The organism is Bradyrhizobium sp. USDA 241, from assembly GCF_049739505.1.
GTDB classification, from domain to species: domain Bacteria; phylum Pseudomonadota; class Alphaproteobacteria; order Rhizobiales; family Xanthobacteraceae; genus Bradyrhizobium; species Bradyrhizobium liaoningense.
Genome location: NZ_JBMGPZ010000005.1, coordinates 4,114,918 through 4,137,497, shown reverse-complemented (window position 1 = coordinate 4,137,497; position 22,580 = coordinate 4,114,918). Strand labels below are relative to the sequence as shown.

Here is a 22,580-nt window from a genome sequence, read left to right as displayed (position 1 = left end):
ATTCTTGAATGAATTCGAGGAGAAGTCACCGGCAAAATACGGGCATTTGCGGAGATATCTCGCCACATTCGGCCGCACTTGTCGGTCTTGGCTCGGTCAGCCGTGGCGGCCGCCTTCCAGATAGGCGGCGCGAATCTCCGGGCGCTGCAGCAATTCGGTGCCGGTCCCGGCCAAGGTGATCAGGCCATTGACCATGACGTAACCGCGATGGGCGAGCTTGAGCGCATGGTTGGCGTTCTGCTCGACGATCAGGACGGTCAGACCGTCCTGCCGATTCAGGGTCCGGATCGCATCGAAGATCTGGCGTGCGATCAGCGGTGCGAGGCCAAGCGAGGGTTCGTCGAGCAGGAGCAGGCGGGGGCGGCTCATCAGCGCGCGGCCGATGGCCAGCATCTGCTGCTCGCCGCCGGACAGTGTTCCACCGCGCTGGGCATAGCGTTCCTTCAGCCGCGGAAACAGCGCGAACACGCGTTGCAGCGTCGCCTCGCGCTCGGCCTCGGTGCATTCGGTCGAGTCCGCCCCCATCTGAAGATTTTCCGCAACGCTCATGCGCGGGAAGATGCGGCGGCCCTCCGGCGATTGCGCGATGCGCAAATGCGCGATCTCGTGGGTGGGAACGTCGGTGATGTCGCGGCCTTCATAGAGGATCTGGCCGGCGCGGGCGCGCGGCTTGCCGAAGATCGTCATCATCAGCGTCGACTTGCCGGCGCCGTTGGCGCCGATCAGCGCGACGATCTCGCCGGCATTGATCTCGATGTCGACGCCCTTCAGCGCCTCGATCTTGCCGTAGGCGGCGCGAAGACCGCGGATCGCGAGCAGGGGAGTGGGCGCCGACGTCACGTGCCGTTCTCCATCACGGCCACGGCCTCGTCCTCGTCGGCGCCGAGATAGGCGGCGATCACCTTCGGATCGTCGCGGACCTCGCGCGGCGTGCCTTCCGCGATCTTCACGCCATGGTCCATGACCACGATGTGGTCGGAGATCTCCATCACCACCGACATGTCGTGCTCGATCAGCAGGATCGAGGTGCCGAGCTCGTCCCGGATCGAGAGCAGGAGCTCGCTCAGGGCCGCGCTCTCGCGCGCGTTGAGACCGGCCGCGGGTTCGTCCAGGCACAACAGGGCGGGCTCGGTGCACATTGCGCGCGCGATTTCCAGCCGGCGCTGGTCGCCATAGGCGAAATTGCCGGCGGCGTCGTCGGCGCGGTCGAGCAAATTGACCCGCTTCAGCCAGTCGGTGGCCAGATCGATCGCACGCTTTTCGGCGTCACGGTAGGCAGGAACGCCGAGGAGACCGAGAAGGGTGAAGCCGGAGGCGCGCATCAGCGCGTTGTGCTGCGCCACCATCAGGTTCTCCAGCGAGGTCATGCCGGGAAACAGGCGGATGTTCTGGAAGGTGCGCGCGACCTTGGCTTGCTTGGCGATGCGGAAATCGTTCAGCCGCTCCAGCGCCATCACCCTGCCGTCGTCGTGGGTGAGCCGAATGGTGCCGCCGCTCGGCTTGTAGAACCCGGTGATGCAGTTGAAGACCGTGGTCTTGCCGGCGCCGTTCGGCCCGATCAGCGCGGTGATCTTCTTCCGCTCCGCCGAAAATGACAGGTCCTGCACGGCAACGATGCCGCCGAAGCGCATGGCGAGCCGGTCGACGCTGAGAATCTGGTCAGCGCTCATCCGTGCCCTTCCTTGACGAGGTCGGACGAGATCGCCTCCGCCTTTCTCAGATACACGGTGGGTGCGCGATGGCCGATCAGGCCGCGCGGCCGCCAGATCATGATCAGCACCATCGACATGCCGAACACGAGCATGCGGTAGGTCTCGAGGCCGCGGAACAGCTCGAAGCCGCCGATCATGGCGAGCGCGGCCAGCGCCACGCCGAGCTGCGAGCCCATGCCACCGAGAACGACGATGGCGAGCACCAGCGCCGATTCCTGGAAGGTGAATGATTCCGGGCTGATGAAGCCCTGGCGGGTGGCGAAGAACGCGCCGGCGAAGCCGCCGAACATGGCGCCGGTCGCGAAGGCCGTGAGCTTGGTGGTCGTGGTGTTGATGCCGAGCGCGCGGCAGGCGACCTCATCCTCGCGCAAGGCTTCCCAGGCCCGACCGATCGGCAGTCGGCGCAGCCGGATCGTCACCCAGTTGGTGAGGAGCGCCAGCGCCAGGATCAGGTAGAACAGGAAGACGATGCGGTGGGTCGGCGAATACTCGATGCCGAGTCTGGCGGCGAGCCCTTCGTCGCTGTTGTCGAGCGGGATGCCGAAAAAGGAGGGGCGCGGAATGCCGGAGACGCCGTTCGGGCCGCCGGTCAGCTCCTGCCAGTTGATGATGACGAGGCGGATGATCTCGCCGAAGGCGAGCGTCACGATGGCGAGGTAGTCGCCGCGCAGGCGGAGCACGGGGAAGCCGAGCAGCACGCCCCAGAACGCGGCGAGGATGCCTGCGAGCGGCAGGCAGATCCAGAACGACCAGCCGAAATTGGTGGCGAGCAGTCCGTAGGAATAGGCGCCGACCGCATAAAAGGCGACGTAGCCGAGATCGAGCAGGCCGGCGAGCCCGACCACGACGTTCAACCCCCAGCCCAGCATCACATAGGTGAGCACCAGGATCGCGAGGTCGAGGATGTAACGCTGGTCATAGAAGATGACAGGCACCAGCACCGTAAAGATCAGAAGCGCCGGCGCGAGGTAGCGGCCGATAAAGGACATGCCGCTCTGCACGGCTGGCGGCACCAGCTTCTCGGCGCCGGTCGGGCCGATCCATTGCCGCAGCAGCTCGATCACGATCGAGCCGCCGAACACCGCCCCGACGAGGGAGGCGAGTTCGCCGAAGCGAGTCCAGTAGGTGAGCTGGCCGTCGGAGCCCGCCTCGGTGCGGATACCGACCATCAACGAGAACAGCACCAGCGCGATCAGCGCGTTGATGAAAGCCGTCTTCAGGAGGGAGGCGATGCCCGTTGCGGGTTTTGCCGTCATGGTCGAGGGAGCTGCCACGCGTGACCGTCAGACTTTTTCGACTTCGGGACGACCAAGCAGGCCGGTCGGCATGAAGATCAGCACGACGATCAGGATCGAGAACGCCGCGACGTCCTTGTATTCGACCGAGAAATAGGCCGACCAGAACGTCTCGATCAGGCCGATCGCAAGCCCTCCGAGCATGGCGCCGGGCAACGAGCCGATGCCGCCGAGCACGGCAGCGGTGAACGCCTTGATGCCGGCGACGAAGCCCATGAAGAAGTCGACTAGGCCGTAATAGAGCAGGTACATCAGGCCGGCCACCGCAGCGAGCGCGGCGCCGATCACGAAGGTCATGGAGATGGTGCGGTCGACGTTGACGCCGAGCAGCGCCGCCATGGTCTGGTCCTGCTCGCAGGCGCGCATGTCGCGCCCGAGCCGGGTGCGGGAGACCAGCCAGGTGAAGATCGCCAGCAGCACGATGGTCGTGACGACCACCATGATCTGGATGTTGGAGAGCTGGATCACGAAGCCGTCCGCGCTCTCGTGCAGCGTGTAGCCGCCGGTGATGAAGGGCGGGATCGGCTTGACGCGCGCGCCTTGCGCCACCTGCGAATAGTTGGTGAGCACGAAGGACATGCCGATCGCCGACAGCATCGGGGCGAGGCGGAAGGAATGGCGCAGCGGCCGGTAGGCGATGCGCTCGATGGTCCAGCCATAGAGCGCGGTGATCGCCATCGAGACCAGCAGCACGACGAGCAGGATCACGGGGATGGCGGTCAGCCCGAGCGAGATCAGGATCACGAAGGTGATCAGCGCGATGAAGCCGCCGATCATGAAGACGTCGCCATGGGCGAAGTTGATCATGCCGACGATGCCGTAGACCATCGTGTAGCCGATCGCGATCAGGCCGTAGATCGAGCCCAGGACGAGACCGTTGATGAGCTGCTGGGCGAAATAATCCATGGGCTGCCGTTTACCAAACCTGACGCCGCTCAAAGGGAGCTATTCGAGAGAGAGTCTTGAGTTTCTTCTCGGGCCCCGGCAGCCCTTGAGCATTCTTCAGGTTTTGTAACAGGAGGGAACTGGCGGCTGCAACTAGCGAAGCCTCGGCAGACGGGCTTGTACAATGGTCATTTCGTTACGATTGTCGTCTTTTCCGGTTCCGCTCCTGCGAGGAACCGGGTTCCCTCAGGCAACCAAAACGGATGCCGGCCGTTGTCTCAGCTCTGACGTCCAACAAGGGAGTTTCCCGAATGACGAAGCAGCAGAATCAGAATCCGGGCCAGCAGAGTCAAAACCCCGGCCAGCAGCGCCCAGGTCAACAGCCCGGGCAGCAGCAGGGCGGCGGTCAGAAACCCGGACAGCAGCAGCAGAACGACCCGATGCGCCAAGGCGAGCGGCCAGGCCAGCAACAGGGTGGCCAGCGCGGTCAGGGATAGCGAGTTTGGGAGCCCAGGAGTGAGGAGGCCCCGCCGAGAGGCGGGGCTTTCCTTTTGGCGCCAAGTCCCTGGGACAGTTCCCCGTCCCCAGGGCAGTTAAGGTAAACAAAGAGTTTAAATTGCCGCCACGGTCTGATGCGAGTTAGCTCGGCAAAGCTGCGGCCTTTTCGTCGAAGGCCGGCAAACAGGCGGGAAGCGGTATGCTCGGGAATTGGCGGATCGGTTTGGTCAACGGCGCGCTGCTGGCGGCCTATTTCATTCCGGCCTGGGCGATGGTTGCCTTCAACATCATTGTCGCCCCGGTGCACGGCCTCTACGAGCGCCCGAGCGTTGCGGTCGCGCTGTTCCTGAGCGACCATCTCCAGATGGCGGGGATGGACACGGTGCGCGCCGCCTGGCTGCTTGCGCTGGGCCGGCTGACGGTCGTGGCGTTCTTTGCGATCTACCTCGTGCTGCTGTGCATTCCCCGAATCCGCAAGAACGGCGGCAGCGACGAGGCGCTCGGCATCGCGCTGGCGATCGGCAGCCTGATCTCGTTTGCCAGCATGGTGATGGCCTCGAAGGTGGGTGAGATGGCCGCGCTCCGGCTGCATGCCACCGAGCTCCTGCTCTTGCTCGGCGCCGCGATCGTGGTGGTGATCGAGAAGCCGGCGCCGGCGCCGAAGACGTCGGAGATCGCCGCGCCGCCAAGCCTTGAGCCGCTAGGCCTTGAGCAGGCCGAGCTCCTGCACAATCGCTGAGGCTTCCTTGACGGCGTGGTTCACCGCCGGCACGCCGCAATAGATCGCCTGCTGAAGCAGGATTTCCTTGATGTCATCAGGCGTGAAGCCACCCTCGGCGAGCGCGGCACGCACGTGCAGGCGAAACTCGTCCCATTGCCCGAGCGCGACCATGGTGCCGATCACCAGCACGCGCCGCGTGCGCTCGTCGAAATGCGGCCGCGTCCAGATCTCGCCCCAGGCGTAGCGCGTGATCATGTCCTGGAAGTCGGTGTTGAACGCGTTGCGGTTCGCGATCGACTTGTCGACCCAGGCATTGCCGAGCACTTTCCGGCGCACGTTCATGCCGGCATCGCGCCGCTTCTGGTCGTCCATGTGTTTCCTCCGAATGAGCCATTCCGGGGGCGCCTCGAAGAGGCGCCCCCGGAATCTCGAGGTTGCGAATGCCGATCGAGATTCCGGGTTCGATGCTGCGCATCGCCCCGGAATGACGAAGGTCGTTGCTAGCGCTGCGTCAAAAAGCCCACCACCGCATCCGTGAATGCATGCGGCTGTTCGACGTTGGAAATGTGCGCGGCGTCGATGATGGTCATGCTCGCGCCGGGAATGTTCGAGCGGATCAACTCGGCCGCCGAGATCGGCGTCGCCATGTCGTGGCGGCCGGCGATCACCAGCGTCGGGCTCTTGATCTTAGGCAGCAGCGCGCGCTGGTCGAGTGTCGACAGCGCCTCGCAGCAGGCGAGATAGCCCTCGACAGGGGAGGCGAGCAGCATCGACTTCATCTTCGCCGTGATCTCAGGCTCGCGCTCGCGGAAATCTTGCGTCAGCCAGCCCGCGATCACGGCGTCGGCAACCGCCGCGATGCCGCCCTCCTTCACCGCCTTGATGCGGTTGTGCCAGTTTGTTGGATCGGGATAGTAGCAGGACGTGTTGGCAAGGATGAGCTTGCCCATGCGCTCCGGCGCGTTGGCGCCGAGCCATTGCCCAGCCATGCCGCCCATCGACAGGCCGCACCAATGCACCTTCTCGATGTTGAGATCGTCGAGGATCGCCAGCACGTCGCGGCCGAAACGCTCCATCGCGTAGGGGCCGGGCGGAACGCTGGACTTGCCATGGCCGCGGCGGTCGTAGCGGATGACGCGGAACACCTGCGTCAGCGCCTTCATCTGCGGCTCCCACATCTGAAGCGTGCAGCCCAGCGAATTGGACAGCATCAAGGTGGGCCCGCCGTCGCGGCCCTCGACGGAGACGTTGAGCAGGCAACCGTCGGCATCGATCATGGGCATGCGGCGTCTCCGTCGTATTTGCGGTTCTTATTCGCGGTCGAGGCTGTCGAGCAGCCGGTCGATCAGGGCTTGGGAGGCCCCTTGATAGGCCATCGGCTCGAACAATGCCGCAATTTTTTCCGGCGAAAGGTGCGCGGTCACCTGCGTATCGGCCGACAGCACCTCGCGCAGATGCTTCCTCTCGGCGACTGCGCGCCTGCTCGCGGCCTCGATCAGATGATGCGCATTGCCCTTGCCGATCGTCTCGGCCAGCGCGAAAGTGACCGCCTCGGCCATGATCAGTCCCTGCGTCGCATCGAGATTGCTGCGCATGCGGACCGCATCGACCTCGAGACCCTCGGCGATGTCGACGATCGCCGCAAGCGCGCCGGAGGTGACCAGCATCAGTTGCGGCAGCGTCGGCCATTCCGCGTGCCAGGGGCCGGCGCTGCGCTCGTGGTCCTGCACCTGCGCGGCGAAAATCGTTGCGGCGAGCTGTGGGGCCATGGTGGCGGCGCCCAGCGCGCTCGCGGCGGCGACCGGGTTGCGCTTGTGCGGCATGGTCGAGGAGCCACCGCGGCCTTCGCCGGCGGGCTCGAAGGCTTCGGCGACGTCGGTCTGCATCAGCAGCGAGACGTCGCGCGCGATCTTGCCGCAGCTGCCGGCGAGAATGGCGAGGCAGGAGGCAGCCTCGGCGATGCGGTCGCGATGGGTATGCCAGGGCGCCTCCGGCAGTGGCAGACCGAGCTCCAGCGCCAGCCGTTCGGCAACCGCGATCCCCCTGTCGCCGAGCGCGGCGAGCGTGCCGGCGGCACCGCCGAATTGCAGCGCCAGGCCCTCGCGGCGGAGTCGCCGCAGGCGGCAGCGGGCGCGGGCAAGGCTTGCGGCATATTCAGCCGCCTTCAGCCCGAACGGCATCGGCAGCGCGTGCTGGAGCCAGGTCCGCGCCACCATCGCGGTGTTGCGATGGCTGCGCGCCAGTGCGGCAAAGCCCTTGATGGCGCGGCTGAGGTCGACATCCAATGCATCGATGCCGGCACGGAGCGTCAACATCGTCGCGGTGTCGATGACGTCCTGGCTGGTCGCGCCCCAATGCACGTAGCGCGCGGCCTCCGCGTCGGTCTTGCCGACATGGGCGGTCAGCATCTTGACCAGGGGAATCGCGAGATTTCCCGATCGCGTCGCGGCCTCGGCCAGTGCGGCCATGTCGAAGCAACCGGCCTTGCACGCGGCCTCGATCGGGCCGATGGCGGATGCCGGAATCACACCCGTGGCGGCCTCGGCGCGTGCCAGGGCTGCCTCGAAATCGAGCATGTTCTGCAGGGTAGACCGGTCGTCGCAGACCGCGCGCATGGCGGCGCTCGACAGCATCGGCGCGAGCAGGGGGGAGAGGGATGTGCTCATCTTGTGCGCGACCTAATCATCATGGCCCGGCTGTGCCAATCCCCAACCGGCCCCACACGGTTTTTTGCAGTTGCGAATATGCATTGCACGTGACCCGGCCCCGCCCTTTCCTTTGCCGCGCCGCTGCGTTACTTGATCAGCACTATAGTTATCCGACCCGGGAGGCACCTCATGGCCATGACGATGAACGGCGAAGTCCAGCTTGCGGCGCCGCGCGAGGCCGTGTGGGCCAAGCTCAACGACCCCGAGGTGCTGAAGGTCTGCATCCCCGGCTGCGAGGAGCTGGAGAAGACCGACGACGGCGGCTTCCGCGCAACGGCTAAAATGAAGGTCGGCCCGGTGTCGGCGCGCTTCAAGGGCAAGGTCACGCTGTCCGATCTCGACCCGCCGAACGGCTACAAGATTTCAGGCGAAGGCGAGGGCGGGGTGGCCGGATTCGCCAAGGGCGGCGCGGTGGTCAAGCTCGCGGAGAAGGACGGTGGCACGCTGCTGTCGTACGACGTCGAGGCGCAGATCGGCGGCAAGTTGGCGCAGCTCGGCCAGCGCCTCATCAACGGCACCGCCAAGAAACTGGCCGACGAATTTTTCGCGAACTTCGCCAAGGCGGTACAAGGCTGACACCTATCGCTTTCAGCATGGCGCCTTGCGTTCCGGGCGATGTTGCCCCCGGGCATATTGGCCCATATGATGGGTTCGAATAATTATAAGAACCGCTTCGACGGCCCCGTCGGGGCGCTGATAGAGAGTGCTTATGGCAAAAATCTCCCTCATCGTGAACGGCAATCCTGTGACGGCCAATGTCGATCCACGCACGCTTCTGGTGCAGTTTCTGCGCGAGAATCTGAAGCTGACCGGCACCCATGTCGGCTGCGACACCTCGCAGTGCGGCGCCTGCGTCGTGCATCTCGACGGCAAGGCCGTGAAGTCCTGCACCACGCTTGCGGTGATGGCCGATGGCCACGAGGTCAAGACGATCGAGGGGCTGGCCGCCGACGGCGCGCCGCTGCATCCGATGCAGGAGGCCTTTCGCGAACACCATGGCCTGCAGTGCGGCTTCTGCACGCCGGGCATGATCATGACCGCGATCGACATCGTGCATCGCAAGGGTCACGAACTCGACGACCACACGATTCGCGAGGAGCTCGAAGGCAATCTCTGCCGCTGCACGGGCTATCAGAACATCGTCGCCTCGATTTCCGCCGGCGCGAAGGCGATGGCGAAATCCGACCTCGCGTAACGCGCATCCCGCGATCAGGACATCCAGATGTACGAATTCAAATATCATCGCCCCGGGACGGTTCGCCAGGCGGCCAACCTCCTGGTGAAGAACGAAGAGGCCAAGGTGATCGCCGGCGGCCACACGCTGATTCCCGTCATGAAGCAGCGCCTCGCAAGCCCCCCGCATCTGGTCGACCTCTCCCATATCGAGGGGCTCAACGCGATCGAGATGAAGGGCCGCGCGCTGGTGATCGGCGCCACCGCCAGGCACGCCGAGGTCGCGACCTCCGCCATCGTCGGTGAGGCGATCCCGGCGCTTGCGGATCTCGCCAGCCAGATCGGCGATCCGGCCGTGCGTCACAAGGGCACGATCGGCGGCTCGCTCGCCAACAACGATCCGACCGCCGACTACCCGGCCGCGGTGCTCGCGCTCGGCGCCACCATCGTCACCAACAAGCGCCGCCTGAAGGCCGAAGAGTTCTTCCAGGGCCTGTTCACCACGGCGCTCGAAGCCGACGAGATCATCACCAAGGTGATGTTTCCGCTGCCGAAAAAGGCGGCCTACATCAAGTTCCGTAACCAGGCCTCTCGTTATGCGCTGGTCGGTGTGTTCGTGGCGCGGCGTCCTTCGGACGTGCGCGTTGCCGTCACCGGCGCCGGCTCCGAAGGCGTGTTCCGCGTCACCGCATTCGAGGAGGCCCTGAAGAAGCGCTTCGCCTCGAAGGCGCTGGAAGGCATCGCGGTGCCGGCGGAAGGTCTCAACAGCGATATCCATGGCAGCGCCGAATACCGCGCGCACCTCATCGGGGTGCTGACGCGGCGTGCCGTCGATGCCGCCAACGCCAAGGCGTGAGGTGACCTCACGCATCGGCCCCGAACATGTCCCGATGAGGGCGTAGTAAGACTGGCTTTCTCATGACTTCAACGCCCAATTCGTCCGTTGCTTTGCCGGCATCGGTCGATGCGATGCTCGAACTTCTGACGTCGCGGGGCTACCTCGCCGAGCGGTCGCTTGCGACGGTGACCTACCTCGCCTTGCGCATGGGCCGGCCGCTGTTCCTGGAGGGCGAGGCCGGCGTCGGCAAGACCGAGATCGCCAAGGTGCTCTCGGCGGCGCTGGGGCGGAAGCTGATCCGCCTTCAATGCTATGAAGGCCTCGACGTTTCCTCCGCGGTCTACGAGTGGAACAGCGCCGCGCAGATGATCGCGATCCGGATGGCGGAAGCCGCCGGCGACACCGATCGCGACCAGCTCTCGAGCGATATCTTCGCCGACCGCTACATGATCAAGCGGCCGCTGCTTCAGGCGCTGGAGCCCGACGTCGCCGGTCCGCCAGTGCTGCTGATCGACGAGCTCGACCGCGCCGACGAGGCGTTCGAGGCCTACCTGCTCGAAATCCTCAGCGACTTCCAGGTGACCATCCCCGAATTCGGCACCGTGAAGGCGCCGCATCCGCCGATCGTCATCATCACCTCCAACCGCACCCGCGAGATCCACGACGCGCTGAAGCGGCGCTGCCTCTATCACTGGGTGGATTATCCTGCTGCCGAGCGTGAGCTTGCGATCGTCAAGATGCGCGTGCCCGGCATCTCCGCCAAGCTGTCGCAGCAGGTGGTGCGCTTCGTGCAGGCGCTGCGCAACCAGGATTTCTACAAGTCGCCGGGTGTCGCCGAGACCATCGACTGGGCGACCGCCCTGTCCGAGCTCGATGCCCGGTCGCTGACCCCGCAAGTGGTCGGCGACACGCTGGGTGCGCTGCTCAAGTATCAGGACGACATCACCCGGATGCAGGGCGATGCCTTGCAGAAGGTGCTGAAGGAAGCGACGAGCGAGAATTGACGCGCGTGCGTCATGACTAACTCGTCATTCCGGGGCGCGCGTCAGCGCGAGCCCGGAATCCATAACCACGATCGGGAGTATGGATTCCGGGCTCGCGCCAAGAGGCGCGCCCCGGAATGACGACCGAGAGTGTGGACCCATGGCCATCAACCACCTTGCCCCGGAGCATACCGAGCAGTTCGCCGACAACATCGTCGGCTTCGCCCGCGCGTTGCGTGCCGCCGGCATTCCCGTCGGGCCGGGTGCGGTGATCGACGCCATGAATGCGCTCGAGGTGATCGACATCGGCAACCGCGCCGACGTCTTCACGACGCTGGAGGCGATCTTCGTCAAGCGCCACGAGCATGCGCTGATCTTCAAGCAGGCCTTCAACCTGTTCTTCCGCGCCTCGGAGGAATGGAAGCACATGCTGGATTCGGTGCCGCTGCCGGAGCAGGCCAAGAAGAAGCCGCAGGCGGGCGCGCGCCGCGTGCAGGAGGCGATGTCGCAACCGCGGATGACGGAGACGCCGCAGCACCAGGAGCAGGATCTGCGCCTGTCCGTCTCCGACAAGGAGATCCTTCAGAAGAAGGATTTCGCGCAGATGAGCGCGGCCGAGATCGCCGAGGCGCTCCGCGCCGTCGCGCGGATGCACCTGCCGCAGGCGGAGCTTCTGACGCGCCGGCGCCAGCCCGACCCCCGGGGCCTGCGGCTCGACCTGCGCCGCACGCTCCGCGCATCGCTCCGCACCGGCGGCGACATCATCGACATCCATCGCCTCGGGCGGGTCCAGAAGCCGGCGCCGATCGTCGCGCTGCTCGATATCTCGGGCTCGATGAGCGAGTACACCCGCCTGTTCCTGCACTTCCTCCACGCCATCACCGACGCGCGCAAGCGCGTCTCGGTGTTCCTGTTCGGCACCCGTCTGACCAATGTCAGCCGCGCGCTGCGCCAGCGCGACCCGGACGAGGCGCTGGCGAGCTGCTCGGCCTCGGTCGAGGACTGGGCCGGCGGCACCCGGATCTCGGCCTCGCTGCACAACTTCAACAAATTGTGGGCGCGGCGCGTGCTGAGCCAGGGCGCCATCGTGCTGCTGATCTCCGACGGGCTGGAACGGGAGGCCGATTCCAAGCTGGCCTTCGAGATGGACCGGCTGCACCGGTCCTGCCGCCGGCTGATCTGGCTCAACCCGCTGTTGCGGTTCGGCGGTTTCGAGGCCAAGGCGCAGGGCATCAAAATGATGCTTCCCCACGTTGACGAATTCCGCCCGGTACATAATTTGAGTTCGATCCAGGAGCTGATCACGACGCTCTCCCGGCCGCTGCCGCCGCATCACCGCAGCCTGATCCGCTCCGCAGCTTGAGAGGCACCCATGCTCGATCGCGACGAGGATATCCTGAAGGCGGCGGAGGACTGGCAGAAGGCCGGTCGTGGCGTGGCGCTCGCCACCGTTGTGGAGACCTGGGGTTCGGCGCCGCGCCCGGCGGGCTCGAGCCTCGTCATCAACGACGAAGGCACCTTCCTCGGCTCGGTCTCCGGCGGCTGCGTCGAGGGCGCCGTGGTGACCGAGGCCATGGACGTGATCCAGAGCGGCAAGCCGCGGATGCTGGAGTTCGGCGTGGCCGACGAGACCGCCTGGAATGTCGGGCTGTCCTGTGGCGGCACCATCCGCGTCTTCGTCGAGAAGGTCGGTTAGTCGTGAAGCTCGAGATCCTGCACGAACTCAATGCCGAGCGCGCCGCGCGCCGGCCGGTGATTCTGGTGACCGACACCGAGAGCGGCGAGCAGCGGCTGGTGAAGGCGAGGGATTTTGCCAGGGACCCCTTGCGCACCGAGCTGGAGAAGCAGCTCCGCATGGGCAAGAGCGCCAGTGTCGAGGTCGGCGGCAAGAAGCTGTTCCTCAACGTCTACGCGCCGACGGCAAAGCTCGTCATCGTCGGCGCGGTCCATATCAGCCAGGCGCTGGCGCCGCTGGCGCGCTCGCTCGGCTACGACGTGACTGTCGTCGATCCACGCACGGCCTTCGCAAGCCCCGAGCGCTTCCCGGACATTCCGCTGATCGCCGAATGGCCCGACACGGCGCTGCCGCCGCTCAACGTCGATGCCTACACCGCCTTCGTCGCGGTGACGCACGATCCCAAGATTGACGATCCCGCGCTGCTGCACGCCTTCGAGCGCAACTGCTTCTATATCGGCGCGCTCGGCTCGCGAAAGACGCATGCCAAGCGTGCCGACCGGTTGCGGGCGCAGGGCGCCAAGGAAAGCGACATCGCGCGCATCCACGCGCCCATTGGCCTTCCGATCGGCGCAGTCTCTCCGTCCGAGATCGCGGTGGCGATCATGGCCGAGATCACCGCCGTGCTTCGGCTGCCTCCGAAAGAAAAAGAAGAAGCGGCATGAAATTTGGACCGGCGAACCCGCGGGATGCGATCGGCGGGGTGACCGTCCACACCCTGCGCCAGGGACCGCTGGTGCTGAAGAAAGGCACGACGATCGGCGCCGCCGAGGTCGAGGCGCTGGAGCGTGCCGGTATCAAGGACATCGTCGTGGTGCGGATGGAGGCGGGCGACGTCTCCGAGGACGTCGCGGCCGCCAGCATCGCGCTCGCCATCGGCGGCGAGGGTATTCATGTCGAGCGCGCCTTCACCGGTCGCGCCAATCTGTTCGCCGCGCGCCCGGGCGTGCTGGTGATCGACCGCGCCGCGGTCGACCGCATCAACAATGTCGACGAGGCCATCACCTTCGCGACGCTCACCGCCTACAAGCCGGTGGTCGAGGGCGAGATGGTCGGCACCGTCAAGATCATCCCGTTCGGCGTCGAGGGCGTTTTGCGCGATGCGGCAGTGAAGGCCGCCGGCAAGGACGTCCTGAAGATCGCCCCTTACGTGATCAAGCGCGTCGGCATTGTCTCGACGCTGCTACCGGGCCTGTCCTCCAAGGTGATCGACAAGACCCTGCGCGTCACCGCCGAGCGCCTCGCGCCGGCCGGCGCCAGCATCATTGCCGAGCGGCGTGTCCCGCATGAGGAGCAGGCGCTGTCGGCCGCGATCAAGGACTTGCTCGGCCTTGGTGCCGAGCTCGTCATCGTGTTCGGCGCCTCTGCGATCGCCGATCGCCGCGACGTGATCCCAGCGGCGGTGACCGGCATCGGCGGCGAGATCGAGCATTTCGGCATGCCGGTCGATCCCGGCAATCTGCTGCTGATCGCCCGCGCCGGCGGCGTCCCGGTGCTAGGCGCGCCGGGTTGTGCGCGCTCGCCGGTCGAGAACGGATTTGACTGGGTCTTGATGCGGCTCCTCGCCGGCATCAAGGTGACGCGGTCCGAGCTGATGGGCATGGGCGTCGGCGGCCTCCTGATGGAGATCGTGACGCGGCCGCAGCCGCGCACACAGCCGGAGACGGAGGGCAACAGCCAGGTCGCGGCCATCGTGCTCGCGGCGGGCCGTTCGACCCGCATGGGCGGCCCGAACAAGCTGCTCGCCGAGCTTGACGGCAAGAAGCTGGTGCGCCTTGCGACCGAGCAGGCGCTGGCCTCGAAGGCATCAGAGGTGATCGTCGTCACGGGGCATCAGGCGGAGCTGGTCGAGCAGGCGCTGCAGGGCCTGAACGTGAAATTCGTCCGCAATCCGGATTTCGCCGGCGGCATCGCCAGCTCGGTCAAGGCAGGCATCGCGGCCGTGCCGGAGACCTGCAGCGGCGCCGTGGTGTGCCTCGGCGACATGCCGCTGATCGATGCCGGCCTGATCGACCGCCTCATCGACAGCTTTGCGCCCGACCGCGGCAATCTCATCGTCGTGCCCGTCAGCGAAGGCCGCCGCGGCAATCCCGTGCTGTGGTCGCGCCGCTTCTTCAGGGAGCTGATGACGCTCGACGGCGACGTCGGCGCGCGGCATCTGATCGCCAAGCACACCGAGGCGGTCGCCGAAGTGCCCGTCGACGGCGAGAGCGCCTTCCTCGACATCGACACCCCGCAGGCATTGGAAGCGGCAAGGCGGGGATAGGCTACCGTATGCCGTAGGTTGGGGCAAAGGCGCATAGCGCCGTGCCCACCATCTCTCCGTTGCGATTTACGATTGGTGGGCACGCTTCGCTTTGCCCACCCTACGGCACTGTTTTCGTGGTGACACATTACAGATCACCGATATCAACCACCCGTTCACCATCTGGAAACGACCGCCGCTTAGAGTCGCCTCCACCTGCCTTGGGGGGAGGGGTTTTTCCATGGCTTCGAACGTCGTCGCGCGCCGTTGCGCGATGTTTTTCTTTGCGCTGTCCGTCTGTGTCGCCGGTGCCCGCTACATCACCGAAGCCCATGCCGCCGGCGCCTTTGCAGTCGGCAAGTGCGGCGCTTATGGCCAGGCCTATGACTATGGCCACGAGCACGAGGCCCGCGCCGCGGCGCAGAAGCAGTGCAAGGGCGATTGCACCACGGTGACGATGAAGCGCGCCTGTGCCGCGATGTCGGTCGATATGACAAATCCCTGCGGCGCCTATGGCTATGCCGTCAAGCCGAAGATCTCGGCCTCGCTCAATGCCGCCACGCGCGAATGCTACAAGTACGGCGGCAAGGAATGCGTGATCCGCGCGTGGGCCTGCGACGCCAAGGGTTGATTCCATCCATCTCTCTTGCTGTCATTCCGGGGCGATGCGTAGCATCGAGCCCGGAATGACAGCTAGGGATATCCATGCAGTTCGACACCAAGATCGCGGTCGTGATCCGCACCGATCTCCAAACCTGGCAGAAGCTCAACGTTGCGTCCTTTCTCACCAGCGGCATCGCCGCGGCATTTCCGGACTGCATCGGCGAAGCCTATGAAGACGCCTCGGGGACGAAGTATCACGCGCTGATCGGCCAGCCGATCCTGATCTATGGCGCCGACGGTCCGGCGTTGTCGCGCGCGCTGGACCGCGCGCTCACTCGGAACGTTACGCCGGCCGTCTATACCGAGGACATGTTCAAGACCACGCACGATGCCGCCAACCGCGAGGCGGTGAGGGCGGTCGCGCGCACCGAGCTCAATCTCGTCGGCATCGCCATGCGCGCCGAGCGCAAGGTGATCGACAAGATCGTCGACGGCCTGAAGTTCCATAGCTGACGTCCACCAGCGGAAGTCCTGTCACCGCGCTGTCATGACGGCAGCACGCTGCGCAACGATTGGGCGGTTTGACCCGGATCAAGTGCCGGCCGCGCGCGGCCGCTACTCTGCCATTCGCAATGCGAAGGAGCAGAGATATGCCGACCATGAAAGCCGCAATCGTCAAACAGTTCGGCAAGCCGCTGGTGATCGAGGACGTGCCGGTGCCGCAGCCCGGTCCCGGCGAGGTCCTGGTCAAGGTCAAGGCCTGCGGCGTCTGCCATACCGATCTGCACGCAGCCTCCGGCGACTGGCCGGTGAAGCCGGTGCCGCCCTTCATCCCCGGCCATGAGGTCGCCGGCATCGTCGCCGCGCTGGGGCCCGGCGTGAAGAATCTCAAGGTCGGCGACGCCGTCGGCGTCGCCTGGCTGCATGATGCCTGCATGGCCTGCGAATATTGCGAGACCGGCTGGGAAACGTTGTGCGAGCACCAGCACAATACCGGCTACAGCGTGAACGGCGGCTTCGCCGAAAATGTCATCGCCTCGGCCGCCTTCGCCGCGAAGCTGCCGGCGACGGTTGATTTCGCTGCCATCGCGCCGATCCTGTGCGCCGGCGTCACCACCTACAAGGGATTGAAGGAGACCGAGGCCAGGCCAGGCGAGTGGGTGGTGATCTCAGGCGTCGGCGGGCTGGGTCATGTCGCGATCCAGTACGCCAAGGCGATGGGACTCAAGGTCGCCGCGGTCGACATTGCCGAGGACAAGCTCGCGCTTGCACGTGAGGCCGGCGCCGATCTCGCGGTCGATGCGCTCGCAGCCGGCGCTGTGGACAAGGTGCTGGCCGCGACCGGGGGCGGGGCCCACGGCGTGCTGGTGACGGCTGTCTCGACTGCCGCGTTCGCGCAGGCGCTGAAGATGGTGCGCCGCAAGGGCACCGTCAGCCTCGTCGGGCTGCCGCCGGGTGAATTCCCGACGCCGATCTTCGACGTCGTGCTCAAGCGCATCACGGTGCGCGGCTCCATCGTCGGTACGAGGCGTGACCTCGACGAAGCCATCGCGTTTGCCGCTGACGGAAAGGTGAAGGCCGAGGTGGCCAAGGTGCCGCTAGCGGAGATCAATCACGTCTTCGATCGGATGAAGGCCGGCAAGATCGAAGGCCGCATGGTGCTCGACTTCAGCTAGCCTCCCGAAGGAGCAGAGCATGGTCCGGCCAACGAAGATCGTCTTTCTTGGCGCGAGCAGCGCATCCTTTGGGATGAGCATGTTCCGGGACCTGTTCTCGACCCGATGCCGCTGTCGAGGTGCCGGTGGTGGCAGATGCCGCGGGCATCCACCCTGTCTCGCTCGGCCGCTGCCCGACGGCGTGGCCAAGTTGATGACGACCCAGGTTCAGATTCAGCAGATGGCGGTGGAGGCGGCGATGCATGCCTCGAAGGAGATGGCGCTGCAAGCGCTGCTGCTCGATCCCGTCATCCATTCCGAGCAGGCCGCGCGCGGCCTGCTCGAGGAGTTATGGGAGATCAACCGGCCTTACATCCGGCCATGCATCTGAGCGACCGACCGCCGCCATCAACGCGCCGGACCCTACGTCGGCGGCATGCCTGCAAATTTCGTCAGGTCGGGGTCAAGACGATCCCAGCCGTGACCGCGCGCGGTGAAAGTGACTGCCTGCGGCCTGTAGCGGGCGGGCTCGTCAAGGCTTGCCGCCCGGATCGTGAAGACGTCGGGCTGTGCTGCGAAGGTCATGTAGACAGGCACGCCGCATTGTGTGCAGAAGCCGCGCGTCTTCACGTTGCCGCTGTCGGCGACCATGTCCCAATGCTTCGCTTCGCCGGTCAGCGTGACGCCGGCGCGCGCGAACGTCGCGTACGAGCCGTGGCCGCTGCCGCTTTCCCGCTGGCAGTCCCGGCACTGGCAGTGATTGCTGAACAGCGGCTCGCCGGTGATAGAATAACGGATCGCGCCGCAGGCGCAGCCGCCGGTATAGGGCTTGTCCATCGCGATATCTCCCACTCACTCTTCGCCGCTGATTTCGTCGAGCTTGCGGACAACCTTCTTCCAGCCGCCGCTCATGACCGTGTAGGCCGACTCGTTCCTCGGCAGGACGAAGCCCGCATGGACCAGGCGGATCCGCGTGCCGGCCTCGACCGGGGTGAGGGACCACGTCACGATGGTGTCGAGCGGTGCGCCATAGCCGGTGTTGCGCTCGTCGCCGCCCTTCCAGGCATAGACGAGGCGGCGGTTCGGGACGACCTCCAGAACCCGGCAATGGATAACGCCGTCCCAGTTGCCGCCCGGGGTGGTCTGGAACGTGAAGCTGTTGCCTTCGACGGCCTCGAAGCCGGTCGGCTGCATCAGCCAGCGCGCGATCAATTGGGCGCTGGTCAGCGCCTTCCAGATCGTCTCGGGCGTGTGAGGGAAGACCTCGTCGATGACGATGTCCCTTGTTTCGGCTTTCAACGCGGCAGCACTCACGGATCGATCTCCTTCAAGAGGTCACGCAGGTTCTGGAAACGCTCGCGCCAGAAGACGCCGTAATGATCCATCCAGGTCACCAGGGGTTCGAGGCCTTGCGGTGCGGCGCGGTAATAGACGTTGCGGCCCTCCGCGCGCTCGGCGACGAGACCGGCCTGCTTGAGGGACTTCAGGTGTTGCGAGATCGCGCCCTGAGTGACGCCGCTGCCGCGCGTCAGCTCGGCGACGCTGATCTCCTTGCTCTCGAACACGCGCTCGAACACGGCGCGCCGTGTCGGGTCGGCGAGGGCGCGCATCACGGTGGTGACGGGGTTTGGGGCGGCTTCGATCATGCCAATCGATCAGCATTCGCTAATGAATTAGTCAATACTAATCTAATCTCAGGGGATGCAGCTGCTCGTCTTTCTTGACTATGACTGACCAGTCAGTCATAGATTCCGAATGACCAGGAAACCGACCAAAGCCGCCTTGCCGCCCGCAACTCGCGCCAGTGCCGAGGGCCCTGTGCCTGCTCGCAGCGAAGAGGCGCCTGCCACGAACCGTGCGACGCGCGCGGCGGAGCGGCGTGCGGCGATCGTGGAAGCGGCGATGGAGGAATTCATCGCGCGCGGGTTTGCGGCGACGCGGCTCGACGACATCGCCAAGCGCGCCGGCGTGGCAAAGGGGACGATCTACCTGCACTTCAAGGACAAGGAATCGATGTTCGAGGAGCTGGTGCGTATCGTCATCGTTCCCGTGGTCGCACGGCTGACCACGCTGCCGCCGCCGGCGGGCTCGGTGCGCGACCTGATCGAGGCTTTCGCGAGCAACTTCCTGAAGGAGGTGATCGGCACGAGGCGCGGCGATCTGGTGCGCCTGATCGTGGCGGAGGGCCCGCGCTTTCCGTCCGTGGCCGACTTCTACTACCGCGAGGTCGTCTCACGCGGGATCACTGCCATGCGCGCGCTGATCGAGCTCGGCATCGCACGCGGCGAGATCCGGCAGAAGGACCTCGCGCGCTATCCGCAGATCCTGGTCGCGCCCGCGATGATCGCGGTGATCTGGCAGAGCCTGTTTGCGCGGCACGCGCCGCTGGACGCGCAAGAGATGCTGCGCGTCCATCTCGATCTGATTTTTGGCGAACGGAGCACGACATGACGTCGTCGCACACCATCTCTCACCTCATCCTGAGGAGCGCGGAACGCGCGTCTCGAAGGATGCAGGCCCGGCTGTGGCTCCTCGCCCTTCGAGACGCTGCTTCGCAGCTCCTCAGGGTGAGGGATCGACAGCACAATCTGCCGCGCCTCGGTACGATCGTGGCGCTGGTCCTCGCAATCTCGCTTGCCGGATGCAAGGAAAGGCGCGATCCCGGCTTCCAGGGCTGGGTCGAGGCCGACATGATCTTCGTCAGCCCGGACGAAGCGGGGCGGGTCACCAAGCTCAACGTCCGCGAAGGCGAAGAGGTCAAGATCGGTGATGCCCTCTATTCCGTCGACGACGATCTCCAGCGCGCCGATCTCAATCAGAACAAGGCGACACTGGCGAACGCACAGCAGACCTACGACCGGGCGGCCTCGCTGAGCAAGACCGGCTCGGGCACGCAGGCCAATCTCGATGCCGCCGTGTCGGCCTTGCGCGTCGCGGAAGCGCGGGTGGCGACGTCGGAGACGCGGATGGCGCGGCGCAAGGGCTTTGCGCCCGTCGCCGGCACCATTCAGCAGATCTATTTCCGCGAGGGCGAGATGGTGGCGGCGCAGCGTCCGGTGCTGTCGATCATGCCGCCCGGCAACATGAAGCTGCGTTTCTTCGTGCCGGAAGCCGAATTGCCCAAGCTCGCGATCGGCGACACGGTGCGCGTCTCGTGCGATAATTGCGCGGCCGACCTCACCGCAAAGATCTACTTCATCGCAACCTCGGCCGAATACACTCCGCCTGTCATCTACAGCCTCGATGAGCGCAACAAGCTCGTCTATCTGATCCAGGCGCGGCCCTCTCGTCCCGATGCCTTGCGTGTGGGGCAGCCGATCGACGTCTATCTCAATCCGAAGACACCCGTGGCGGACAAGCGATGAACAGCGGCAACGGCATCGCGATCGACGTCAAGGGCCTGACCAAGTCGTTCGGCGGCCGCGAGGTCGTGCACGATCTGTCGATGCAGGTGAAGCGCGGCTCGATCTACGGCTTCCTCGGACCCAACGGCTCGGGCAAGACCACGACGATCCGCATCCTCTGCGGGCTGCTCACGCCTGATAGCGGCGAGGGCACCTGCCTCGGCTACGACATCCGTCGCGATGCCGAGAAGATCAAGCGGCAGGTCGGCTACATGACCCAGCGCTTCAGCCTGTACCAGGACCTGTCGGTCCGCGAGAACCTCGAATTCGTCGCGCGGCTCTATGGCGTCACTGACGCGCGCGGCGCCGCACGCGACATGATCAGGCGGCTCGGGCTCTCGGGGCGCGAGGAGCAGCTTGCGGGCGAGCTCTCCGGCGGCTGGAAACAGCGGCTGGCGCTGGGGGCCTGCACGCTGCCCAATCCGCAATTATTGCTGCTCGACGAGCCCACCGCCGGCGTCGATCCCAAGGCGCGGCGCGATTTCTGGAACGAGATCCACGCACTCGCCGCCGAAGGCCTGACGGTGCTGGTCTCGACCCATTACATGGACGAGGCCGAGCGCTGCCACGAGATCGCCTACATCGCCTACGGCTATCTGCTGGCGCACGGCACGGTGGAGGAGGTGATCGCGCAATCCGCGCTGACGACCTATACCGTCACCGGCGAAGGCCTGAACGAGCTTGGGGCCGCGCTCACGGGCAAGCCCGGGATCGACATGGTGGCGCCGTTCGGCAGCTCACTGCACGTTTCCGGCCGCGACGTCGCGGCGCTCGAAGCCAGCATCGCGCCCTGGCGCGAGAAGGGCGGATTGCGCTGGCAGCAGTCGCACCCCTCGCTCGAAGACGTGTTCATCGAGCTGATGGGACGCTCCAAGGACAATTTCCAATGAGCGCAGTCGACCATCGCGCACCCCGACGCGAAATCCGCGAGCGCTTCGGCTTTCTGCGGCGTTCCTATGCGATGCTGGTCAAGGAGTTCATCCAGCTCAAGCGCGATCGCGTCTCGTTCGCGATGATCGTGATGTTGCCCGTGATGCAGCTGATGCTGTTCGGCTATGCCATCAACACCACGCCGCGCCATCTGCCGAGCGCCGTGCTGCTCCAGGAGGACTCAGATCTCGCCCGCTCGATCCTGAAGGCGCTGGAGAATACCGCCTATTTCCGCTTCCTCTATGAAGTGCACGACGTCGACGACTTCGACAATCTGCTGAAATCCGGCAAGGTGCTGTTCGGTGTCGAGATCCCGCGCGGCTTCGAGCGGGCGGTGCGGCGCGGCGACAGGCCGGCGCTGCTGGTTGCCGCCGACGCCACGGACCCGGTCGCGGCGAGCGCGGCGATCGGTTCGCTCGGCATGGTCGTGCAGACCGCGCTCAAGCACGATCTCTACATCGGCGATCCCCCCGAGATGCCGTTCGAGATCCGCGCGCACGCGCGCTACAATCCGGCCGCGGCCTCCAGCCTCAACATCGTGCCGGGGCTGGTCGGCACCATCCTGACCATGACCATGCTGATCTTCACCGCGCTGTCGGTCACGCGCGAGGTCGAGCGCGGCACCATGGAGAGCCTGCTGTCGATGCCGATCAAGCCGGTCGAGGTGATGCTTGGCAAGATCATCCCTTACGTGCTGGTCGGCTTCGTCCAGGCCTTCCTCATCATCAGCATCGGCGTCGGCCTGTTCGGCGTACCCGTGCTCGGCAACCTCGTCCTGCTGGCGCTGCTCTCGACGCTGTTCATCACCACCAATCTGTCGATCGGCTACACCATATCGACATTGGTGCAGAACCAGCTCCAGGCGATGCAGATGTCGATGATGTTCTTCCTGCCCAGCATCTTGCTCTCCGGCTTCATGTTCCCGTTCGCGGGCATGCCGGCGTGGGCGCAATATCTCGGCGAGGGTCTGCCGCTGACCCACTATCTGCGCATCGTCCGCGCCATCATGCTGAAGGGCGCGACCATGCAGAACCTGCACTTCGACACGCTGGCGCTGGCGGCCCTGATGCTGCTCGCCATGACCATCGCCGTGACGCGCTTCCGTCGTACGCTGGATTGAGGCAAACTGCTCTGTAACGTCGTTCCGGGGCGATGCGCTAGCATCGAACCCGGAATCTCGAGATTCCGGGCCCGC

General features: G+C 65.6%; 28 protein-coding genes. 17 read left to right on the top strand and 11 right to left on the bottom strand.

Annotation, left to right across the window (positions count from 1 at the left end; translation table 11 throughout):
- Positions 1 to 96 precede the first annotated feature (96 nt).
- From ABIF91_RS41910 to ABIF91_RS41890, 5 genes are all read right to left on the bottom strand, one after another.
- Positions 97 to 840: an ABC transporter ATP-binding protein gene (locus ABIF91_RS41910; protein ID WP_028179278.1), complete on the bottom strand. Its 744-nt coding sequence runs from the start codon at positions 838 to 840 to the stop codon at positions 97 to 99.
- Positions 837 to 1,670 carry an ABC transporter ATP-binding protein gene (locus ABIF91_RS41905; protein ID WP_028179277.1) on the bottom strand — a complete coding sequence of 278 codons (834 nt, stop codon included), beginning with the start codon at positions 1,668 to 1,670 and terminating at the stop codon, positions 837 to 839. The genes ABIF91_RS41910 and ABIF91_RS41905 overlap by 4 nt, the downstream gene beginning before the upstream one ends.
- Positions 1,667 to 2,968, bottom strand: a complete 1,302-nt coding sequence (gene livM, locus ABIF91_RS41900) for a high-affinity branched-chain amino acid ABC transporter permease LivM (RefSeq protein WP_028179276.1) — start codon at positions 2,966 to 2,968, stop codon at positions 1,667 to 1,669. Before livM ends, ABIF91_RS41905 begins: the two co-directional genes overlap by 4 nt.
- Positions 2,969 to 2,995: 27 nt before the next feature.
- Positions 2,996 to 3,913 (bottom strand): ABC transporter permease subunit, encoded by a 918-nt coding sequence (locus ABIF91_RS41895; RefSeq protein WP_028179275.1) that lies wholly within the window; start codon positions 3,911 to 3,913, stop codon positions 2,996 to 2,998.
- A gap of 257 nt (positions 3,914 to 4,170) precedes the next feature.
- Positions 4,171 to 4,362 (bottom strand): hypothetical protein, encoded by a 192-nt coding sequence (locus ABIF91_RS41890; RefSeq protein ID WP_028179274.1) that lies wholly within the window; start codon positions 4,360 to 4,362, stop codon positions 4,171 to 4,173.
- Between the two features lie 227 nt (positions 4,363 to 4,589).
- Between ABIF91_RS41890 and ABIF91_RS41885 the strand changes: the two genes are divergently transcribed.
- Positions 4,590 to 5,129, top strand: a complete 540-nt coding sequence (locus tag ABIF91_RS41885; protein ID WP_028179273.1) for a hypothetical protein — start codon at positions 4,590 to 4,592, stop codon at positions 5,127 to 5,129.
- On the opposite strand, the gene ABIF91_RS41880 is transcribed toward ABIF91_RS41885, so the two are convergent.
- From ABIF91_RS41880 to ABIF91_RS41870, 3 genes are all read right to left on the bottom strand, one after another.
- Positions 5,091 to 5,483, bottom strand: coding sequence for a carboxymuconolactone decarboxylase family protein (locus tag ABIF91_RS41880; RefSeq protein WP_028179272.1), 393 nt, complete (start codon positions 5,481 to 5,483; stop codon positions 5,091 to 5,093). The genes ABIF91_RS41885 and ABIF91_RS41880 overlap by 39 nt on opposite strands.
- A 128-nt stretch (positions 5,484 to 5,611) precedes the next feature.
- Entirely contained in the window at positions 5,612 to 6,394 is a 783-nt protein-coding gene (gene pcaD, locus ABIF91_RS41875; RefSeq protein ID WP_424579782.1) for a 3-oxoadipate enol-lactonase, read from the bottom strand.
- 27 nt (positions 6,395 to 6,421) lie between these two features.
- Positions 6,422 to 7,777: a 3-carboxy-cis,cis-muconate cycloisomerase gene (locus ABIF91_RS41870; protein WP_035696456.1), complete on the bottom strand. Its 1,356-nt coding sequence runs from the start codon at positions 7,775 to 7,777 to the stop codon at positions 6,422 to 6,424.
- Between the two features lie 171 nt (positions 7,778 to 7,948).
- Between ABIF91_RS41870 and ABIF91_RS41865 the strand changes: the two genes are divergently transcribed.
- From ABIF91_RS41865 to ABIF91_RS41810, 12 genes are all read left to right on the top strand, one after another.
- On the top strand, positions 7,949 to 8,395 hold the full coding sequence (locus ABIF91_RS41865) for an SRPBCC family protein (protein WP_028179269.1): 447 nt from the start codon (positions 7,949 to 7,951) through the stop codon (positions 8,393 to 8,395).
- A 133-nt stretch (positions 8,396 to 8,528) separates the two neighbouring features.
- Entirely contained in the window at positions 8,529 to 9,014 is a 486-nt protein-coding gene (locus ABIF91_RS41860; protein ID WP_028137319.1) for a (2Fe-2S)-binding protein, read from the top strand.
- 27 nt (positions 9,015 to 9,041) lie between these two features.
- Positions 9,042 to 9,848 carry an FAD binding domain-containing protein gene (locus ABIF91_RS41855; protein WP_028179268.1) on the top strand — a complete coding sequence of 269 codons (807 nt, stop codon included), beginning with the start codon at positions 9,042 to 9,044 and terminating at the stop codon, positions 9,846 to 9,848.
- A 62-nt stretch (positions 9,849 to 9,910) separates the two neighbouring features.
- Positions 9,911 to 10,834 carry an AAA family ATPase gene (locus ABIF91_RS41850; RefSeq protein WP_028179267.1) on the top strand — a complete coding sequence of 308 codons (924 nt, stop codon included), beginning with the start codon at positions 9,911 to 9,913 and terminating at the stop codon, positions 10,832 to 10,834.
- Between the two features lie 139 nt (positions 10,835 to 10,973).
- Positions 10,974 to 12,176, top strand: coding sequence for a vWA domain-containing protein (locus ABIF91_RS41845; protein WP_028179266.1), 1,203 nt, complete (start codon positions 10,974 to 10,976; stop codon positions 12,174 to 12,176).
- A gap of 9 nt (positions 12,177 to 12,185) precedes the next feature.
- A complete protein-coding gene (locus ABIF91_RS41840) occupies positions 12,186 to 12,509 on the top strand; it encodes an XdhC family protein (RefSeq protein ID WP_007602422.1) in 324 nt (107 codons plus the stop codon).
- A gap of 2 nt (positions 12,510 to 12,511) precedes the next feature.
- Complete coding sequence (locus tag ABIF91_RS41835; RefSeq protein ID WP_028179265.1) at positions 12,512 to 13,213, top strand: XdhC family protein; 702 nt, start codon at positions 12,512 to 12,514, stop codon at positions 13,211 to 13,213.
- Positions 13,210 to 14,814, top strand: coding sequence for an NTP transferase domain-containing protein (locus ABIF91_RS41830; protein ID WP_424579781.1), 1,605 nt, complete (start codon positions 13,210 to 13,212; stop codon positions 14,812 to 14,814). The genes ABIF91_RS41835 and ABIF91_RS41830 overlap by 4 nt, the downstream gene beginning before the upstream one ends.
- A 220-nt stretch (positions 14,815 to 15,034) precedes the next feature.
- On the top strand, positions 15,035 to 15,424 hold the full coding sequence (locus ABIF91_RS41825) for a DUF4189 domain-containing protein (RefSeq protein ID WP_028179263.1): 390 nt from the start codon (positions 15,035 to 15,037) through the stop codon (positions 15,422 to 15,424).
- Between the two features lie 74 nt (positions 15,425 to 15,498).
- On the top strand, positions 15,499 to 15,909 hold the full coding sequence (locus ABIF91_RS41820; protein WP_028179262.1) for a DUF2000 family protein: 411 nt from the start codon (positions 15,499 to 15,501) through the stop codon (positions 15,907 to 15,909).
- 137 nt (positions 15,910 to 16,046) lie between these two features.
- Entirely contained in the window at positions 16,047 to 17,072 is a 1,026-nt protein-coding gene (gene adhP, locus ABIF91_RS41815; RefSeq protein ID WP_028179261.1) for an alcohol dehydrogenase AdhP, read from the top strand.
- 19 nt (positions 17,073 to 17,091) lie between these two features.
- Positions 17,092 to 17,442, top strand: a complete 351-nt coding sequence (locus ABIF91_RS41810; protein ID WP_424579780.1) for a hypothetical protein — start codon at positions 17,092 to 17,094, stop codon at positions 17,440 to 17,442.
- Positions 17,443 to 17,474: 32 nt separating this feature from the next.
- Here ABIF91_RS41810 and ABIF91_RS41805 read toward each other — a convergent pair whose 3' ends face one another.
- The 3 genes from ABIF91_RS41805 to ABIF91_RS41795 are packed head-to-tail and all read right to left on the bottom strand — an operon-like array spanning position 17,475 to position 18,697.
- Complete coding sequence (locus tag ABIF91_RS41805) at positions 17,475 to 17,888, bottom strand: GFA family protein (RefSeq protein ID WP_028179259.1); 414 nt, start codon at positions 17,886 to 17,888, stop codon at positions 17,475 to 17,477.
- A 15-nt stretch (positions 17,889 to 17,903) separates the two neighbouring features.
- Positions 17,904 to 18,365 carry an SRPBCC family protein gene (locus tag ABIF91_RS41800; protein WP_028179258.1) on the bottom strand — a complete coding sequence of 154 codons (462 nt, stop codon included), beginning with the start codon at positions 18,363 to 18,365 and terminating at the stop codon, positions 17,904 to 17,906.
- Positions 18,362 to 18,697, bottom strand: coding sequence for an ArsR/SmtB family transcription factor (locus tag ABIF91_RS41795; RefSeq protein WP_011088398.1), 336 nt, complete (start codon positions 18,695 to 18,697; stop codon positions 18,362 to 18,364). The genes ABIF91_RS41800 and ABIF91_RS41795 overlap by 4 nt, the downstream gene beginning before the upstream one ends.
- Before the next feature lie 109 nt (positions 18,698 to 18,806).
- On the opposite strand from ABIF91_RS41795, the gene ABIF91_RS41790 reads away from it, so the two are divergent.
- From ABIF91_RS41790 to ABIF91_RS41775, 4 genes are read left to right on the top strand one after another with little or no spacing between them, the layout of a single operon-like run.
- Positions 18,807 to 19,502 (top strand): TetR/AcrR family transcriptional regulator, encoded by a 696-nt coding sequence (locus ABIF91_RS41790; protein WP_028179257.1) that lies wholly within the window; start codon positions 18,807 to 18,809, stop codon positions 19,500 to 19,502.
- A complete protein-coding gene (locus ABIF91_RS41785) occupies positions 19,499 to 20,416 on the top strand; it encodes an HlyD family secretion protein (RefSeq protein WP_244430173.1) in 918 nt (305 codons plus the stop codon). Before ABIF91_RS41790 ends, ABIF91_RS41785 begins: the two co-directional genes overlap by 4 nt.
- Entirely contained in the window at positions 20,413 to 21,345 is a 933-nt protein-coding gene (locus tag ABIF91_RS41780; RefSeq protein WP_028179255.1) for an ABC transporter ATP-binding protein, read from the top strand. The genes ABIF91_RS41785 and ABIF91_RS41780 overlap by 4 nt, the downstream gene beginning before the upstream one ends.
- The gene (locus tag ABIF91_RS41775; RefSeq protein ID WP_028179254.1) at positions 21,342 to 22,505 is read left to right on the top strand and encodes an ABC transporter permease; all 1,164 of its coding nucleotides are present in this window, start codon (positions 21,342 to 21,344) and stop codon (positions 22,503 to 22,505) included. Before ABIF91_RS41780 ends, ABIF91_RS41775 begins: the two co-directional genes overlap by 4 nt.
- The last annotated feature ends 75 nt before the right edge of the window (positions 22,506 to 22,580 follow it).